General features: G+C 71.4%; 15 protein-coding genes. 6 read left to right on the top strand and 9 right to left on the bottom strand.

Going from position 1 to position 17,776, the window contains the following annotated elements:
* Window positions 1–71: 71 nt before the first annotated feature.
* Window positions 72–248 carry a hypothetical protein gene (locus CHC11_RS42650; RefSeq protein WP_229809917.1) on the bottom strand — a complete coding sequence of 59 codons (177 nt, stop codon included), beginning with the start codon at window positions 246–248 and terminating at the stop codon, window positions 72–74.
* Here CHC11_RS42650 and CHC11_RS14525 point away from each other — a divergent pair.
* The 5 genes from CHC11_RS14525 to CHC11_RS14505 all read left to right on the top strand — a co-directional run bounded on the left by CHC11_RS14525 (window position 247) and on the right by CHC11_RS14505 (window position 5,105).
* Entirely contained in the window at window positions 247–1,293 is a 1,047-nt protein-coding gene (locus CHC11_RS14525) for a branched-chain amino acid ABC transporter substrate-binding protein (RefSeq protein ID WP_245919215.1), read from the top strand. The two genes, CHC11_RS42650 and CHC11_RS14525, sit on opposite strands and share 2 nt — an antisense overlap.
* 105 nt (window positions 1,294–1,398) lie before the next feature.
* On the top strand, window positions 1,399–2,364 hold the full coding sequence (locus CHC11_RS14520) for a branched-chain amino acid ABC transporter permease (RefSeq protein ID WP_089312247.1): 966 nt from the start codon (window positions 1,399–1,401) through the stop codon (window positions 2,362–2,364).
* Window positions 2,361–3,536, top strand: coding sequence for a branched-chain amino acid ABC transporter permease (locus tag CHC11_RS14515; RefSeq protein ID WP_089312246.1), 1,176 nt, complete (start codon window positions 2,361–2,363; stop codon window positions 3,534–3,536). The genes CHC11_RS14520 and CHC11_RS14515 overlap by 4 nt, the downstream gene beginning before the upstream one ends.
* Before the next feature lie 47 nt (window positions 3,537–3,583).
* Window positions 3,584–4,324, top strand: a complete 741-nt coding sequence (locus tag CHC11_RS14510) for an ABC transporter ATP-binding protein (RefSeq protein WP_089312581.1) — start codon at window positions 3,584–3,586, stop codon at window positions 4,322–4,324.
* The gene (locus CHC11_RS14505) at window positions 4,314–5,105 is read left to right on the top strand and encodes an ABC transporter ATP-binding protein (protein ID WP_089312245.1); all 792 of its coding nucleotides are present in this window, start codon (window positions 4,314–4,316) and stop codon (window positions 5,103–5,105) included. The genes CHC11_RS14510 and CHC11_RS14505 overlap by 11 nt, the downstream gene beginning before the upstream one ends.
* A gap of 73 nt (window positions 5,106–5,178) precedes the next feature.
* On the opposite strand, the gene CHC11_RS14500 is transcribed toward CHC11_RS14505, so the two are convergent.
* Both CHC11_RS14500 and CHC11_RS14495 read right to left on the bottom strand, forming a co-directional pair.
* On the bottom strand, window positions 5,179–5,775 hold the full coding sequence (locus CHC11_RS14500) for a DUF4352 domain-containing protein (RefSeq protein ID WP_089312244.1): 597 nt from the start codon (window positions 5,773–5,775) through the stop codon (window positions 5,179–5,181).
* Between the two features lie 256 nt (window positions 5,776–6,031).
* Window positions 6,032–6,388, bottom strand: coding sequence for a PaaI family thioesterase (locus CHC11_RS14495; protein ID WP_245919287.1), 357 nt, complete (start codon window positions 6,386–6,388; stop codon window positions 6,032–6,034).
* A gap of 138 nt (window positions 6,389–6,526) precedes the next feature.
* Here CHC11_RS14495 and polA point away from each other — a divergent pair, with 138 nt between their 5' ends.
* Entirely contained in the window at window positions 6,527–9,217 is a 2,691-nt protein-coding gene (gene polA, locus CHC11_RS14490; protein WP_089312243.1) for a DNA polymerase I, read from the top strand.
* Window positions 9,218–9,523: 306 nt separating this feature from the next.
* Here polA and CHC11_RS14485 read toward each other — a convergent pair whose 3' ends face one another.
* The 6 genes from CHC11_RS14485 to CHC11_RS14460 form a co-directional block, all read right to left on the bottom strand.
* A complete protein-coding gene (locus tag CHC11_RS14485) occupies window positions 9,524–11,224 on the bottom strand; it encodes an ABC transporter ATP-binding protein (RefSeq protein WP_089312242.1) in 1,701 nt (566 codons plus the stop codon).
* A 7-nt stretch (window positions 11,225–11,231) separates the two neighbouring features.
* Window positions 11,232–13,016, bottom strand: coding sequence for an ABC transporter ATP-binding protein (locus CHC11_RS14480; RefSeq protein WP_089312241.1), 1,785 nt, complete (start codon window positions 13,014–13,016; stop codon window positions 11,232–11,234).
* Between the two features lie 4 nt (window positions 13,017–13,020).
* Window positions 13,021–14,067 carry an iron-siderophore ABC transporter substrate-binding protein gene (locus CHC11_RS14475; protein WP_089312240.1) on the bottom strand — a complete coding sequence of 349 codons (1,047 nt, stop codon included), beginning with the start codon at window positions 14,065–14,067 and terminating at the stop codon, window positions 13,021–13,023.
* 80 nt (window positions 14,068–14,147) lie between these two features.
* Complete coding sequence (locus CHC11_RS14470) at window positions 14,148–15,047, bottom strand: ABC transporter ATP-binding protein (RefSeq protein ID WP_281258319.1); 900 nt, start codon at window positions 15,045–15,047, stop codon at window positions 14,148–14,150.
* A complete protein-coding gene (locus CHC11_RS14465; RefSeq protein ID WP_089312238.1) occupies window positions 15,044–16,114 on the bottom strand; it encodes a FecCD family ABC transporter permease in 1,071 nt (356 codons plus the stop codon). The genes CHC11_RS14470 and CHC11_RS14465 overlap by 4 nt, the downstream gene beginning before the upstream one ends.
* Window positions 16,111–17,178, bottom strand: a complete 1,068-nt coding sequence (locus CHC11_RS14460) for a FecCD family ABC transporter permease (protein WP_089312237.1) — start codon at window positions 17,176–17,178, stop codon at window positions 16,111–16,113. Before CHC11_RS14460 ends, CHC11_RS14465 begins: the two co-directional genes overlap by 4 nt.
* Window positions 17,179–17,776 lie beyond the last annotated feature (598 nt).

Here is a 17,776-nt window from a genome sequence, read left to right as displayed (position 1 = left end):
GTCGACGGTGTACGACATACCTGGTCCCCGACTGACCGGTTTCCTCCTTTCGAGGCGTCGGCGTCGGGGCTTCACTCGTACCCGATCCCCTCCCGGATCCGGATGGAAAGGTTGGGCACCTTGCGGCGCAACATGATGAGGATCACCGGCGCGGTTGCGGTGAGCGCGGCGCTCGCGCTCAGCGCCGTGGCGTGTGGTGACGGCGATAGCGACTCCGGCAGTGGCAACGAGGTCACGATCGGGTTCATGGGTGACCTGACCGGTGAGAACTCGGGCCTGGTGATCCCGCCCAAGCAGGGCGCGCAGCTGGCCATCGAGCAGTACAACGCCACGAACCCGAAGGTCAAGATCAAGTTCAAGACCTACGACAGCCAGGGCAAGCCGGAGCAGGCGACGACGCTGGCGCAGGGTGCGATCAAGAACGACAAGATCGCCGGCCTCATCGGCCCGGCGTTCTCCGGTGAGTCGCAGAGCGTCGCGCCGATCCTCGAAGAGGCCAAGGTCCCGAGCGTGTCGCCGTCGGCGACCAACATCACGCTCGGCGAGAAGGGCTGGAAGTTCTGGCACCGGGTGGTGGCCGACGACGCCGTGCAGAGCGACGGCGCCGCGAACTTCCTGGTGACCTCGGTGAAGGCGAAGAAGCTCTTCACGGTGTCGGACAACCAGGACTACGGCAAGGGGCTCGCCGACGCCATCGGCAAGGCCGCCGGCGCCAAGGGCGTGCAGACCCAGAGCGACGCGGTCGACGACAAGGCGACGGACTACTCCTCGACCGTCAACAAGATCAACCAGTTCAAGCCGGACGCGGTCTACTTCGGTGGCTACTACGCCGTGGCGGGGCGGCTGTTCAAGCAGCTGCGCGAGGCCGGCTACAAGGGCAAGATGATGTCCGGCGACGGCTCGCTGGCGACCGGTCTGATCGAGGGCGCCGGCCAGGAGAACGCGCAGGGCGCGCTGCTGAGCTGCGGCTGCCTGATCGACGCCGAGGGCAAGACGAACCCGAAGGCCAAGAAGTTCGCCGACGACTACAAGGCCAAGTTCAACTCCGAGGTCGCCATCTACTCGACCGAGGGCTTCGACGCGGCGACGGCGTTCATCGAGGCGGTCAAGGCCGGCAAGACCGAGCCGGAGGACATCAACGGCTTCCTGAAGACCGAGGACATCCAGGGCGTCGGGAAGCAGATCAAGTTCGCCGAGAACGGTGAGCTGGCGGCCAAGGACATCTTCATCTACGAGGTGAAGGACAACAAGCTGCCGCTGCTCGGCAACAGCAACGAAGCGAAGGTCTCGTAGGCGTCACCACGCCCCGGACCGACCGCCCCCGTCCCGGGGGCCCCTGATGGCGCGGGAGCGGGAGCGCTACAGCGCTCCCGCTCCTTTTGACGAAGGCGACCGAAGGTGCTCGACGACTTCATCAATCAATTCTGGCCGTCGACCGTCGACGGGCTGGCGCTGGGCGCGATCTACGCGCTGCTGGCGCTGGGCTACACGATGGTCTACGGCGTGCTCCGGCTGATCAACTTCGCGCATGCCGACATCTTCATGGTCGGCACGTTCGCGGCGCTGTGGACGGTGCGGTTCCTGGACGTGTCCGCGGTGGGCGGCGTCGCGCTGATCGGCGTGGTGGCGCTCATGGCCGTCGTCGGCGGCGCGGTCGCGGGCGGCGGCGCGATGCTGCTGGAGGTGGCGGCCTACCGGCCGCTGCGCAAACGGGGGGCGTCGAGACTGGCGGCGCTGATCTCGGCGATCGGCGCGTCGATCTTCATCCAGCAGCTGATGGGGACGGTGCTCATCCACCGGGTGTTCGGCACGTCGAAGGAGGGCGGCAAGCTCGACGTCAACGAGCACTTCAAGAAGCTGTCGGACGTCGTGGACGTCGGGCCGATCCTCATCCGCAACGACCAGTTGATCGTTTTCCTGGGCGCGGTGCTCATGATGGTCGCGCTGGACCAGTTCGTGAACCGCACGAAGCTCGGCCGGGGCATCCGCTCGACGGCGCAGGACCCGGAGACGGCCGTGCTGATGGGCGTGAACATCGACCGGGTCGTGCAGGTCACGTTCATGGTCGGCGGGGTGATGGCCGGCGTGGCCGCGGCGCTGTACTTCGTGCGCTTCGAGAGCACGAACTACTTCGTCGGCTTCCTGCTCGGCATCAAGGCGTTCACGGCGGCGGTGCTCGGCGGCATCGGCAACATCCGGGGCGCCCTGGTCGGCGGGTTCACCCTCGGGTTGCTGGAGATGTACGGTTCGAGCTTCTTCGGTTCCCAGTGGCGCGACGTGGTCGCGTTCTCCGTGCTGATCTTGGTCCTGATGTTCCGTCCCACCGGCATCCTCGGTGAGTCCCTCCAGCAGGCGCGCGCATGAACCTGACGAAGAACGGAAACGGCAACGGCGGCGCGGGCGGCCTCCGCTCGGCGCGCGACAGGCTCTCCCTGGACCCGCTGCGCGACTGGTGGGCGTCGGCTCCCGGCGCGGTGCGGTGGGCGGTCTACCTGCTGCTGGTCGTCGGCGCGCTGCTGCTGCCGAGCGAGGCGGTCGGCTCGTTCATGGCGCCGAGCGGCAGCGACTGGCCGTCGATGCTGAGCAGCCAGATCGCGATCTACGTGCTGCTGGCGATCGGGTTGAACGTGGTGGTCGGCATGGCCGGGCTCCTCGACCTCGGGTACGTGGCGTTCTACGCGGTCGGCGGCTACACGATGGCCATCTTCGCGACGCGCTACTCGTGGAACTTCTGGGAGTCGCTCGGGCTGGCGATCGGGTTCTCGGCGCTCGCGGGGGTCATCCTCGGCGCGCCGACGCTGCGGCTGCGCGGCGACTACCTGGCGATCGTGACGCTCGGCTTCGGTGAGATCGTCAAGCGGACGGCGAACAACAGCTCGTACGTGAACGGCCCGCGCGGCGTGCAGGGGATCCCGCACCCGCCGTCGCTGTCGGAGTTCGAGATCCTGGGCGTGCAGCCGCTGAAGTACGGGCTGCTGGACGCGCGGCCGTACTACTACCTGCTGGTGCTGTTCATCATCGTCGCGATCATCTTCGTGAAGCGGCTGGAGCGGTCGCGGGTGGGCCGCGCGTGGGCGTCGATCCGGGAGGACGAGGACGCGGCGGAGCTGATGGGCGTGCCGACGTTCAAGTTCAAGCTGGCGGCGTTCGCGATCGGCGCGGCGATCGGGGGCAGCGGCGGCGTGGTGTTCGCCGGTCAGATCACCTCGATCAACCCGCAGAACTTCGAGTTCCTGGTCTCGGCGCTGATCCTGGCCGGGGTGGTGCTGGGCGGCTCGGGCAACCTTCCGGGCGTGATGCTGGGCGCGGCGGTGCTGGCGTGGCTGCCCGAGCGGTTCCGGTTCCTGCACGACTACCGGATGCTGATCTTCGGTGCCGCGCTCGTCATGATGATGATCTTTCGTCCGGAGGGCCTGTGGCCGTCGCGGCAGCGGAAGGCGGAGCTGGCCGAGGGCACCGGCGGCATGGGCGGCATGGGCGCCGAGGTGGCCGGTCCGGGCCAGTCCGGCGCGGCCGCCGTGGAGGAGGGCAAGTGAGCGAGGCGGAGGGCGCGTCGCCCGTCCTGGAGCTGCGGGACGTCGTCATGCGGTTCGGTGGCGTGGTCGCGCTCAACAAGGTGGACATCACGATCCGCGAGGGCGAGATCTTCGCGCTGATCGGCCCGAACGGGGCGGGGAAGACGACGGTGTTCAACGTGACCACCGGCGTCTACCGGCCGACCGAGGGGCAGGTGGTGTTCCGCGGGAAGCGCATCGACGGCAAGAAGCGCTACGTCGTGACGAAGCTGGGTGTGGCGCGCACGTTCCAGAACGTGCGGCTGTTCCACAACATGACGGCGGTGGAGAACGTCATGGTGGGCGCGGACGCGCACCACCGGACGGGGTTCGTCGGGGCGGCGCTCGGGCTGCCGTGGCATCACCGCGAGGAGCGCCGCGGGCGCGAGCGGGCGCGGGAGCTGCTGGAGCTGGTGGGGATCCCGCACCGCGGCGGGGAGGCGGCGAAGAACCTGCCGTACGGCGACCAGCGGCGGTTGGAGATCGCCCGGGCGCTGGCCACCGAGCCGAGGCTGCTGCTGCTGGACGAGCCCGCGGCGGGCATGAACCCGGCGGAGAAGGTGGCGCTGCAGCAGCTGATCCGCGACATCCGGGACACCGGCGTGACGGTGCTGCTGATCGAGCACGACATGAGCCTGGTCATGGGCATCAGCGACCGGGTCGCGGTGCTGGACTTCGGCCAGAAGATCGCGGACGGCCTGCCGGCCGAGGTGCAGAACGACCCGCGGGTCATCGAGGCGTATCTGGGGGCTCCTGCCGATGCTTCTTGAGATCAGTGACATCCATGTCCACTACGGGAAGATCGCGGCGCTGAAGGGCATCACCGCGGAGGTCGGCCAGGGGGAGATCGTCACGCTGATCGGCGCGAACGGCGCCGGGAAGACGACGACCCTGAAGACCGTGTCGGGGCTGCGCGGGCTGTCGTCGGGAGCGATCCGGTTCGACGGCAAGGACATCAGCAGGATGCCCGGGCACAAGCGGGTGCTGGTCGGCATCGGGCAGGCGCCGGAGGGCCGGGGGATCTTCCCCGGCATGACGGTGGAGGAGAACCTGCTGATGGGCGCCTACGCCCGCAAGGACGATCCCGCCAAGGAGCTGGCCGAGGCGTTCGAGCTGTTCCCGCGGCTGGCCGAGCGCCGCAAGCAGATGGGCGGCACGATGTCCGGCGGCGAGCAGCAGATGCTCGCGATCGGGCGGGCGCTGATGGCCAAGCCGAAGGTGCTGCTGCTGGACGAGCCGTCGATGGGGCTGGCGCCCATGCTCGTCCAGCAGATCTTCTCGATCATCCAGGAGATCAACCGGCGCGGTACGACGGTGCTGCTGGTGGAGCAGAACGCGCAGCAGGCGCTGCAGATCGCGCACCGGGCGTACGTGCTGGAGACGGGCCGGGTGGTCAAGTCGGCCCCGGCGGCGGAGCTGCTGGACGACCCGGAGGTCCGGGCCGCCTATCTGGGCGGAGAGCTGGGCGACGGCGCCGCTTCGGCGCCTGAGGACGCCGCTCCGGCGCCCGAGGGGTCCGCGGGCGGCTCCGGCGAGGAGACCGCGAAGTAGCGGCGCGTCCGAGCGTGTCAGGCCCGCTCGGCCCGGTTCGTCCGGGTCGGGCGGGCCTTGCGCGTTCCGGGCGTCAGGGGAGCTTGATCTCGGCCGGGGCGGGGTCGGTCGTGGCGCCGACCGGCGGCGAGCCGTACAGGCGGACGGCCCTGGTCCTGGCGCCGCGGGGGACGTCGAACCAGAGGTCGAACTCCACGCGCATGGACGCCCCGACCGAGAACCGCTCCGGTTGCCGTTTGATCATGGTGGCGTTGACGTCGGGGGAGTGGGCCGCGCCGTCGGTCGTGACGAGCCGCTGCCGCCAGGTGTCGAAGACCTGGATGTCGCGCCCGGTGTTGACGGCGAGGACGCGCACGCGGGTGAAGGCGCCCTTGGCGTTCATGGAGGCGTGGGTGCCCATGACGTCGGTCATGGCCTCGCGGAAGCCGACGACGGTGAACCGCATGTCGGCGCTCTTGCCGGTCTTGCCCGCGGGGACGGCCTCGCCCTCCCGGGCCCTCTCGGCGGGGATCTTGTAGTCGGGGAGCGGGGCGGTGTCCCCGGAGCCGGAGCATCCCGCGAGCGGGAGTGCCGCGGCGAGCGCAGTGCTCGCGAGGGCGGCGCTCGCGAGGGCGGTGCCCGCTCGCCGCCGGGTGCGCGGGCGGCGGGTGCGCGTGTCAGCGTGGCGCATGCCTCGGAAGGTACGTCCGGTGCCGGGGGCGGGTGAACGGGCGGGATCGTTTCGCAACGCAACCGCAACCGGTGATGAACCTATGCCGGTGTCGACGGGCGACCGTCCCCGGACATGCGTTGACCCGGGGTCACCTTTGGGGCCGTACGAACCTTCCCCGGGCGCGTACGTTGTCTACTCGGTGACCCCGGGCCGGTCCGATCCACGCTACAGACCCGGGGCCGCGCATCGCAAAGAAAGTTCGGATCACGCCGTGTCAGCGGCCGGGCGGGGCTTCGCGCAGCATGCACGTGAGCCGCGCGGTGCAGACCCGCCTGTCCTGGTCGTCGGTGATGACGATGTCGTAGGTGGCGAGGGTGCGGCCCCCGTGCGCGCGGGTGGCCACGCCCGTGACGTACCCCTCGGTCGCGGACCGGTGGTGGGTGGCGCTGATCTCGATCCCGACGGCGATGCGGTCCGGGCCCGCGTGCAGGGCCGAGCCGACCGAGCCGAGGGACTCGGCGAGGACGCAGGAGGCGCCGCCGTGCAGCAGCCCGTACGGCTGGGTGTTGCCCTTGACCGGCATGCGCCCCACGACGCGCTCGGCCGAAGCCTCCAGGTATTCGACGCCCATGTTCTTCGCCAGGTCGCCGTGCGCGCCGAAACCCTCCCCCGCGAGGATCTTCGCACCCAGGTCCTCCGGGCTCGCGCCGTCGGTGTCAGTCACTTACGCCTCCACAAAACTGTCTTACGCGCAGACTAGAGTCCTGGTGTGGCGACCTCACCAACGACCCCTGACAAGCGCGACCGGCTCCTCCTGCTCGACGGCCACTCCCTGGCCTACCGGGCGTTCTTCGCGTTGCCCGTGGAGAACTTCTCCACGACCGACGGGCAGCCGACCAACGCCGTGTACGGCTTCACCTCGATGCTCATCAACGTCCTGCGCGACGAGCGGCCGTCCCACATCGCGGTGGCGTTCGACCGTTCCGAGCCGACGTTCCGGCACGAGCAGTACGTGGAGTACAAGGCGGGCCGGCAGAAGACGCCCGACGAGTTCCGCAGCCAGGTCAGCCTGATCTTCGAGGTGCTGGACGCGCTGCGCATCCCGCGGCTGTCGGTCGCCGGATTCGAGGCGGACGACATCATCGCCACGCTGTCCGTCCAGGCCACCCGCGCCGGGATGCAGACCCTCATCGTCACCGGCGACCGCGACGCGTTCCAGCTGGTCGACGACTCGGTGACGATCCTCTACCCGGTCCGCGGCGTGTCGGAGCTGTCCCGGATGGACCCGGCCGCCGTCGAGGCCAAGTACGGCGTCCCGCCCGAGCGGTACCGCGAGCTCGCCGCCCTCGTGGGGGAGAGCAGCGACAACCTGCCCGGCGTGCCCGGCGTCGGCCCGAAGACCGCCGCCAAGTGGCTCACCAAGTACGGCGACCTCGACACCCTCGTGAACCGGGTCGACGAGATCAAGGGCAAGGCCGGCGACAACCTGCGCGAGCACCTGTCCGGCGTGCTGCGCAACCAGCAGATCAACAAGCTCGACTGCGACGTCGGCCTGGAGCTGGCGCCGCCGCAGCTGACGATGGGCCAGTGGGACCGCGAGGAGATCCACACCCTGTTCGACTCGCTGCAGTTCCGCGTCCTGCGCGAGCGGCTGTACTCCACGATCTCGGCGGCCGAGCCCGAGGCCGAGGAGGGCTTCGACGTCGAGGTGGAGGCGCTCGAACCCGGCGCGCTCGGCGCCTGGCTCGACGCCAACACCGCCGAGCGGATCGGCGTCGCCGTCACCGGCACCTGGGGCCGCGGCACCGGTGAGATCACCGCGCTGGCGCTGGCGTCCGCCAAGGGCCCCGCCGTCCACCTCGACCCGGTCGAGCTGATCGAGGACGACGAGCGCGCCCTCGCCGCCTACCTCGCCGACCCCGCCCGCCCCAAGGCGATCCACGAGGCCAAGGGCCCGATGCTGGCGCTCGCCGCGCGCGGCATGCGGCTGGAGGGCGTCACCAGCGACACCGCGCTCGCCGCCTACCTCGCGCTCCCCGGCCAGCGCACATTCGACCTCGCCGACCTCGTCCTGCGCTACCTGCACCGCGAGCTGCGCAGCGAGACCGAGGACTCCGGCCAGCTGACCCTGGACGGCTCCGGCGAGGAAGAGGCCGCCGAAGCCCTCGCCGTCCGCGCGCGCGCCGTCACCGAGCTCGCCGACGTCCTCGACAAGGACCTCGACAAGCGCGGCGCCACCCGCCTCCTGCGCGAGGTCGAGCTGCCGCTGGTCGGCGTCCTGGCCGCCATGGAGCGCGCGGGCATCGCCGTCGACGCCGACCACCTGGCGGGCCTGTCGGCGTCCCTGGGCGGCCAGGTCAAGGAACAGGAGCAGCTGGCCCACGCCGCCGTCGGCCGCGACTTCAACCTCGGCTCGCCCAAGCAGGTCCAGCAGGTCCTGTTCGACGAGCTGAACCTGCCCAAGACCAAGCGCACCAAGACCGGCTACACCACCGACTCCGAGGCCCTCACGACCCTCCTGGAGAAGGACGGCCACCCCGTCCTCGAGCACATCCTGCGGTGGCGGGAGGTCGCCAAGCTCAAGAGCATCGTCGACTCCCTCATCCCCATGGCCGACGACGCCGGCCGCATCCACACCACGTTCAACCAGATGATCGCCGCGACCGGCCGGCTCTCCTCCACCGACCCCAACCTGCAGAACATCCCGATCCGCACCGCCGAAGGCCGCCAGATCCGCGAGGCGTTCGTCGTCGGCGACGGCTACGAGTCCCTCCTCACCGCCGACTACTCCCAGATCGAGCTGCGCATCATGGCGCACCTGTCGGAGGACGACGCGCTGCTGGAGGCCTTCGGCTCCGGCGCCGACTTCCACACCATCACCGCCTCCCGCGTCTTCGGCCTGCCGCCCGAGCAGATCGACTCCGAGCTGCGCGCCCGCATCAAGGCCATGAACTACGGCCTCGCCTACGGCCTGTCCGCCTACGGCCTCTCCCAGCAGCTGCGGATCTCCCCCGACGAGGCGCGCGGCCTCATGGAGGAGTACTTCGAGCAGTTCGGCGGCGTCCGCGACTACCTGCGCGACATCGTCGGCAAGGCCCGCCAGGAGGGCTACACCGAGACCATCCTCGGCCGCCGCCGCTACCTGCCCGACCTCAACTCCGACAACCGCCAGCGCCGCGAGATGGCCGAGCGGATGGCCCTCAACGCCCCCATCCAGGGCTCGGCGGCCGACATCATCAAGGTCGCCAGCCTCAACGTCGACCGCGCCCTCCGCGACGCCGGCCTCACCTCCCGGATGCTCCTCCAGGTCCACGACGAACTCGTCTTCGAAGTCGCCCCAGGCGAACTCGACGACCTGAGAACCCTCGTCAGCGCCCAGATGGCCGACGCCTACGAACTCCGCGCCCCCCTGAGCGTCTCCATGGGCACCGGCCGCACCTGGCAGGACGCTGCTCATTAGGATTGCTTTTTCTCCTCCTTCGGGCCTGGCGGCCCTCCATCGTCGATAAAAGCGGGCGATCGCTGGCATCGCTCCGGCTCGCCTTGAGGCTCGCTGCGCGATCAGTTTCTTGCTTCGCTTGAAACTGCCTTCGGACGCGATCGCGGCCCCCAGGTTGTCGCGGGGTTGCTTTGGGGCTGAGGTTGTCGCCGTAGTGGGTGCTGCTTGGTGTGCGTTGCTCGCCTGGGGGCTCGCTGGGGGGTGGGTTCTCGCTTCGCTTGAACCTCTGGGTGGCGCGGTTTCAGCCGGGTTGGGGGCGTTGCGGGCTCAGCGGGCTACTGCCAGGCGGTAGTCCTCGTCGGTGGCGAGGAGGTCGCGGTGCGTGCCTTCCGTGGTGATGACGCCGTCGTCCAGGACCAGGACCTTGTCGGCGGCGTCCAGGAGGGCCGGGCTGCTGGTGATCACCAGCGTGGTGCGGCCCTGGCGCAGTGCGGCGATGTTGCGCGCGATGAGTTGTTCGGTGACGGCGTCCACGGCGGTCGTGGGGTCGTGCAGGACCAGGACGGGAGCGTCGGCGGCCAGGGCCCGGGCCAGGGACAGGCGTTGGCGTTGCCCGCCGGAGAGATTCGCGCCGCGGTCGCGGACGGGATGGTCGAGTCCTTCGCGGTGCAGGGCGACGACGTCGGTCAGCATGGACGCCTCGACGGCCTCGGAGACCATCCGTCCGGTGCCCGACGGGTCGATGTTCGTGCGGAGGGTGCCCGCGAAGACCTCCGCGTGGGAGGGATTCACCAGCAGGTGCGCGCGGAGCGCGTCGACCGCCAGGTGCGCCGTGTCCCGCCCGCCGACCCGCACCGCACCCTCGACCGCGCTCGGCGGGACGTCGCCGGTCAGGACCGACACCAGGTCGGCCACCGAGTGCTGCCGGTAGGCGGCGATGGCGACGAACCGGCCGGCGGGCACGTGGAAGCTCAGCTTCCGCAGGGACCCGTACTGGACGCAGTCGACCTCGAGGCCGCCGTCCGGGGCGGGACGGTCCGAGCCGGGGGTCGCCACCGGCGGCGCGGCCAGGACCAGGGCCATCCGCTCCGCGGACGCGCGGGCGACCATGACGTACTTCGGCATCTCCGAGAACAGCTTGAGCGGCTCCATGATGAACTGCGCCAGGCCGACCGCCATGACGAGTTCGCCGGTGGTGATCTGGTCCTGGAACGCGAGCCGGCCGGCCATCAGGGTCACGGCGGTGGCCAGGGCCATGTTGAGGGCCACCGCGGTGCCGGCGTAGGCGCCGTTCGCCCTGGCGACGGCGATCGCCTGGTCCCTCGCCTCCCCGCTGAGCCCGCGGTAGGAGCGCAGTGCCGCGTGGTTGCCGCCGAAGCCGTGCAGCGGGCGCAGGCCGGCGATCAGGTCGGCGACCTTCGCGCCCGCTCGCGCCACCCGGGCCTGCTGCTCGCGGGTGCCCGAGCCGATCCGCTTGGACATCGCGCTCAGGACCGACAGGATCCCGACGGTCCCCACGATCACCAGGAGGCCGAGCCGGACGCTGGCGGTGCCGAGCGCGGCCGCCGCGATCAGCACCGCGGCGAGCGAGCTGACCAGCAGCGGCACCACCTCGATGATGTCGGCGGTCTGGTCGGCGTCCTCGGTGGCGATGGTCAGCACCTCGCCGGACTTGATGTCGAGGTCCCTGGCCACCGGCTGGAGCCCGCACGCCGCGACCCGCACCCGCCAGCGGTGCGCCTCGGTCGTGTTGGCCTTCTGCAGGACGCGCATCCCGAACCGCCACGAGAACGACACGGTCGTGATGATCGCGGCGAGCGCGGCGATCGACAGGCCGAGCGCGCCGAGGCTCCGGTCCCGCAGCGCGTGCTCGACGATCAGGCCGAGCGCGATGGGGAAGGCGGTCTCGCCCGCCTGGTACATGCCCATGAGGGCGGTGCCCGAGGCCATGGCGCGGGCGTTGTGGCGCAGCGCGCTCCGGAGGATCCCGGCCCCCGTGCGGGGCGCCCGGCTGTCCGGGGTCGTCATCGCGGGTTCACCCCCCGGTCCGCCAGGCTCGCCACAGCCGCGCGTACCTGCCGCCGTGGGCCACCAGTTCCTCGTGCGTGCCCTGCTCCGCGACGCGGCCGCCGTCCAGCACGGCGATCCGGTCGGCCATCCTCGCCTGGGTCAGCCGGTGGGCGACGAGCAGCGTCGTGCGGCCCCGGCACGCGGCGAGGACGGCGCGCTCCAGCTCGGCGGCGCCCTGACTGCCCGCCTCCGCGGTCGACTCGTCCAGCACCACGACGGGGGACCGGTTCAGCACCAGGCGGGCCAGGGCGATCTGGGTGACGCGGGCGGCGTCGAGGCGCTCGCCGCCCTCGCCGACCGGGGTGTTCAGCCCGTCGGGCAGCGCGTCGACCCATCCGTCCGCGCCGACCGTGCGAAGCGCGTCGACCAGTTCGGCGTCGGTCGCCTCCGGCGCGGCCAGCCGCAGGTCGGCGGCGAGCGGGCCGGAGAAGACGTGCGTCTCCTGCGTCAGGATGCTCACCAGTGCGCGCGCCCCGGCCTCGTCCAGGCCGGCGAGGTCCGTGGGGCCGATGCGGACCGATCCGGCCTGCGGGGTTCCGATGCCGGCGACGAGCGCGGCCAGGGTCGACTTGCCCGCGCCGGTCGCGCCCACCAGCGCGAGCGAGCCGCCCGCGGGGATCCTCAGGTCGACGTCCCGGAGGACGGGTCCCTCGGTGCCGGGGTAGCCGAACGTCAGCCCCTCGACCGTCACCGGGTACGCCGCGGCGTCCGCCGGTGCGGCGGCGTCGCACACCAGCCGGCCGTCCGCTGCCTCTCCCAGAACGCCGACCAGCCGGGTCAGGCTCGCGCCCGACTTCTGGGCCTCGTCGAAGGTGAACATGATGGCGCCCAGAGGGTTGAACAGTCGGTGGAACAGCAGCGGGGCCGCCGCCACCTCTCCCAGGCTGGCGGCGTCGGCCTCCAGCAGGGCGTACCCCACCGCGATGATCAGGACGAGCCCGATGAACTCGGCGCGGTTCTCCCTGCCGACGAACCGGCCGAACAGGCGGAACACCTCGATGCCGATCTCCCGTACCCGCCACGACTCGCGGGAGACCTTCGCCTGGAAGGCGTCCTCAAGGCGGTACGCCCGGACGGTGCCGATCCCGTCCAGACCGCTGATCAGCTCCTGCGCCCGGTCGGCCTGGGCCGACCGCTGCCGCGCGTAGAGCGGGGCCGACCTCGGCAGATACCAGCGCAGGGCCAGCGCGTAGGCGGGTAGCGCGCCGAGGCCCGCCAGGCCGAGCCGCCAGTCGAGGCCGAACATCCCGGCAGTGGCGATGGCGACCAGGACCCCCGCCGAGAAGACCGTGGGGACGGCCGTGCGGACGCCCTTGGACAGGACGGCGACATCGTCGCCGACCCTGGAGAGAACGTCGCCCCGGCCGACCTGCTCGATCCGGGCGCTCGGCATGCCCAGCACCGCCTGGACGGCCCCCTCCCGCAGCCGCGCGAGCAGATCCGCGCCGAGCCTTCCGATCAGGTACGTCGAAGCGGCGGAGGCCGCCGCGGCGAGCGGCGCGCCGGCCGCCATGAGCGCCCCGATCGTGATCAGGGTCGATTCCGGTCCGCCCTCGGCGACGCCGTCGACCACGCGGCCGAGAAGGAGCACGGGCAGGACCTGGAACGCCGCGCCGGCCACCGTGGTGAGGAGGGCGGCGGCCGTGGTCCACGGCGCCTCGCGGCAGCGCGCCGCGACCCATCGGGCGGCCTCGCGCCCGGTCGCCGTGTGCAGGGCGGCCGGGGCGAGGCGCGTGCCGGTGGCGCTCACGCGCCTATCCGACCGACTCGACGATCTCGTCGATCGCGTACGGCAGGGACGGCAGGGTGCTCTGGGACATGGCCGCGCCGATCGCCGGCCCCTCGCTGTCCAGCAGGTACGACACCTTGCCGCCCTTGACCGCGGAGAGGTTGGCGAACAGCTCGAACTTCTTCAGCGCCTCCTGGTCGGCCTTGTCGTTGACGACGAAGAGGCGGTCCACGTCGACGAGGTCGATGCGCTCGGGGGACAGCACGGTGAAGAACTTGCCGTCCGCGATCTCGTCGATCTCGGTGGCGCCCTTGAAGCCGATGCCGGACACCAACCGCCCGCGCACGTCGGTGGTGGTGAAGGGCGCGACCGACTTCTCGTACCAGGACAGCACGACGGCGGTCTGGCTCCCGAACTCCGGGTGAGCCTTGCGGGCGGCGTCGAGCTTGGCCTGGACGTCCGCGACCTTCTTCCTGCCCTCGGCCTCCTTGCCCAGGGCCTTGGCGATGTGCACCGCGTTGTCCTGCCAGGGCGCGCTGAACGGCTCCCTCTCGGCCTTGGTCCGGCCCACCGTCGGGGCGATCTTGGAGAGCTTGTCGTAGGCGGCCCTGTCGATCTCCGAGTAGACCGCGATGATCAGGTCCGGCCGCAGCGCGGCGATCTTCTCGAAGTTCGGCCCTGAGTCGCCGTTGTTCATGACGACCTCGGGACGGGCGCCGCCCCACTTGTCCTTCACCCAGGGCCACTGGGTGTTGATGTCGGGAGTCCGGCCCGGCGGGTTCGGGTACTGGTCGACCATGCCGACCGGCCTGACACCGAGTTCCAGGATGGTCTGGTCGTCGGTGTAGCCGACGGAGACGACCCGCTCGGGGGCCTTGGTGATCTTCGTGGAGCCGAACGCGTGCTCCACGGTGACCGGGAACACGCCGCCCGCGGCCCGGGCGTCGCCGCCCGGCTCGTCGGCCGAGCCGGAACCGCATCCCGCGAGGAGACCGGCGCCGAGGATCGCGGCGGACACCGCCGCCGCCAACCGCAGCCAGGATCTCGTGAGTGTCGTTCGTTGGGGGGTCATGCAGAATCCTCGCTTGTGCGCTGTCCGCTACGGCCTGGTAAGGGGCTGACCGCGGGTGAGATAGGTAAGGGAAGGCTAACCTAACTCATTGTCCGTCCACACGGGCCGCCGCGTCCCGGTCGGACGTGGGCGCGCCCGATCGGAACGATGAGCGGACGGTCCCCCACCGGGTCGTCGATCACCTCGGCGCGCAACCCGAACGCCTCGCCCAGCAGCTCGGCGGTGACCACGTCCCTCGGGTGCCCCTGCGCGAGGATCGACCCCGCCCGCATCACGATGAGGTCGTCGCTGTAGCGCACGGCCAGGTTGAGATCGTGGAGCACCATGACCACCGTGCGCCCCGCCTCGTGCAGGTCGTCCACCAGGTCCAGGACGTCGATCGCGTACGCCAGGTCGAGATACGTGGTCGGCTCGTCCAGCAGCAGGAGGTCGGTGCCCTGCGCCAGGATCATCGAGATCCAGACACGCTGGCGCTGCCCGCCGGACAGCGTGTCGACCGGACGATCGGCCAGCTCCGACACCCCGGTCATGGCCAGCGCGCGCTCCACGACGTCGGCGTCGTCCGACGACCACTGCCGCAGCCAGCTCTGGTGCGGGTGGCGCCCCCTGGCGACCAGGTCGGCCACCGTCAGCCCCTCCGGCGCGACCGGCGCCTGCGGCAGCAGGCCGAGCTTCCTGGCCACGTCCCTCGTCCGGAGCCCCGCGATGTCGGCGCCGTCCAGCACGACCGTGCCCCTGGCCGGCCTGAGCAGCCGCGCCAGGGTCCGCAGCAGGGTCGACTTCCCGCAGCCGTTGGGCCCGATGATCGTGGTGATCACCCCGGGCGAGATCTCCACGTCGAGTCCGTCGATGACCGCCCGTCCGCCGTACCCGACCGCGACCCCCCTGGCGGCGAGCCGCGCCGCGCCGTCGTCGGCCTCGGTCCCGGTCCGCCGGGCGGCCGCAAGTTCCACTTCGTCCTCTCTTCGCCGCGTCGTCACGCCGCCCTCCTCAGGTTCGCCCGCACCAGCAGATAGACGAGGAAGGGACCGCCGATCGCGGCGGTCACCACGCCGACCGGCAAGGCCACCGGCAGCGCGGTGCGCGCCACCAGGTCAGCGCCGGTCAGCAGGGAGGCCCCCAACAGGCCGGAGGCCGCCAGCGGCGGTGTCGGGCACCTCGCCAGCCGCATCGCCGCCTGCGGCGCCACCAGCGCGACGAACGGGACCGGGCCCGCCGCGCTCACCGCCACGCCCGCCAGCAGCACCGCGCAAAGCAGCATGACCGCCCGCACCAGCGAGTACCTGACGCCCAACCCGGCGGCGACCTCGTCGCCGAAGTGCATCGGCCTGAACTGGAACGCGGCGCCCGCCACGACGGCCAGGAGGGCGAGTGCGCAGCCGAGCGCGGCCCAGGCCTGGTTCCACGACCGGCCGTCCAGCGAGCCGACCAGCCACACCTGGGCGCGGGCCACGTCGGTGATGTCGGCCGTGACCAGCAGCCAGGTCGTGACCGCCTGCATCACCGCGCTCACCGAGACGCCGATGAGGATGAGCCGGAAGCCGTCGATCCCGCGGCGCCACGCCAGCAGGTACACCAGCAGGCCGGTGCCGAGTCCCCCCGCGAGCGCCGCCGCGGGTACGCCGATCGAACCGGTGACCGCCGCGGTGGCCCCGCCCGACACCGTCAGCAGCAGCACCGCGACCGCGCCGGCGCCCTGGGTGATCCCCAGGACGTCCGGGCTGGCCAGCGGGTTGCGCGCGAGGGACTGAGTGATCGCACCCGAGATCCCGAGCGCGACGCCCACGACGAGCCCGGTCAGGGCGCGCGGCAGCCGCAGGTCCATGATCACGAAGGTGTCGAACCGCTCGCCGCGGCCGAGGAGGGCGGCGATGACCCGGGGCAGGCCGATGGGGAAGTCGCCGGCGCCGATGGACAGGCAGAACACCAGGAAGGTCGCCGCCGCCAGCAGCAGCGTGACCAGGACGAGCCAGGGCCGCCACACGAACGACACCCGGCCGAGCCGCACGCCCGGCGCCACCGGCCGCTTGAGGTCCGTCCCGCTCATGCGTTCCTGAGCTTTCCGCGCCACACCAGAGCCGCGAGGAACGGGGCGCCGAGGAGCGCGACGACGATGCCCGCGTCCAACTCGCCCGGCCGCACGACCAGGCGGCCCGCGATGTCGCAGACCATGAGGACGGCGGCGCCGAGCAGCCCCGCGTACGGAACCAGCCAGCGGTAGTCCGGACCGGTCAGGTGCCGCGCCACGTGGGCCACCATGAGCCCGAGGAACGCGATGGGGCCGCACGCGGCGGTCGCGGCGCCCGCCAGGAGGGTGATGGCGACGATGCCCACCGTGCGGCTCAGCGCGATGTTCACCCCCACCGCCCGCGCGACGTCGTCACCCAGGCTGAGGAGGTTGAGGGCGGGCAGCGTGGTCAGCGCCAGGACGAGCCCGACCGCGGCGCACGCGGCCACCGGCCAGATGACGCGGAATCCCACACCGGCCACCGACCCCGCGTTCCAGAAGCGCAGCGCGTTCAGCGACTGCCGGTCCGAGAGGGCGACCGCCGTCGTCATCGCCGCCAGGAACACCGTGACCCCCTGCCCGGCCAGGGCGAGCGTCAGCGGGTTGCCGGCGCCCCGCCCGATGCTCGCCAGGCCGAACACCACGACCCCGGCCGTCGCCGCCCCGAGGAACGCGAACCAGACGTACTGGAGAGGGCTGCCGAATCCGAAGATCGAGATCGCCGACACCACGGCGAACGAGGCGCCGGAGTTCACCCCCAGCAGGCCCGTGTCGGCGATCGGGTTGCGCGTGCACCCCTGGATCAGCGCCCCGGCGACCCCCAGCGCGGCGCCCGCCACGATCGCGAGCACCGTCCTCGGCACCCGCACCGTCTGCACGATGAGCCTGATCTGGGTGAGCCGCTGATCGGAGTCCGGTGCCGCGAACAGCCCGTCCCAGACCTCGCCGGGGCTCAGCGCCCGCGCGCCGACGGCCAGCGACACCGCTGAGGCGCCCGCGAGCACCGCGACGAGCACGCCCAGCCCCGCGGCGCGCCGCCTCCGCGCAGCCGCGACCCCGGACCCGGGACGGGGCGCGAGCGGCTTCTTCGTGACCGCGGTCATCCGCGCCCGTCGAGCCCGGTCAGCACCGCTTCCTCCCGATATGGATCTTCAGATGAGGGAAGCCTAACCTAACGTGTCCCACCGGCCGCTTCACCCTCGATCCGTGGCGGCGGCGCCCGGCCGGGCAGGGCGGCCCGATGGCCCGCCCGTGCCTGCGCGGGTCGACTCGGCCCTCGTGCGCGTGGCGCCGATGGCCCCCGCCGGGGACCGGCGCCGCTGTGCGGCCCGGCGGGTTCGCGGGCCGGGCTCCGACCGGAGCCCTGTGTTCCTTCGGCTCTTCCTGTGGCCGACTGCCGCCGGTATGGCGAGTCGATTTGTTCGCATTTGTGACTTTTGGTCTGTTTGTTCTTATAGCGATGTCCGCTCACGTACAGATGCCATTGGACGGAGGGAAGTCGCGGGTCGCGGTGGGGCGTTCTTTTTCGGGGGTGGGCGGGTTTTACCGGGGGTTTTCGGACTTGGCTTGATGTGGGGCGGACCCGGGGTGGTGCGTGGAGATCATTCGGGTACGCCAGCGGGTGTCCGTAGATGTCCGGGGGGTCGTACGCTGTCCTCCTGGTCCTGTTCGGGTCGACCGGCGGGGGTACTGTGCCTCTCC

Source organism: Actinomadura mexicana (genome assembly GCF_900188105.1).
Lineage (GTDB): Bacteria > Actinomycetota > Actinomycetes > Streptosporangiales > Streptosporangiaceae > Spirillospora > Spirillospora mexicana.
The sequence above is the reverse complement of the archived record's forward strand: the minus strand, read 5'-3'. Positions and strand labels throughout refer to the sequence as shown.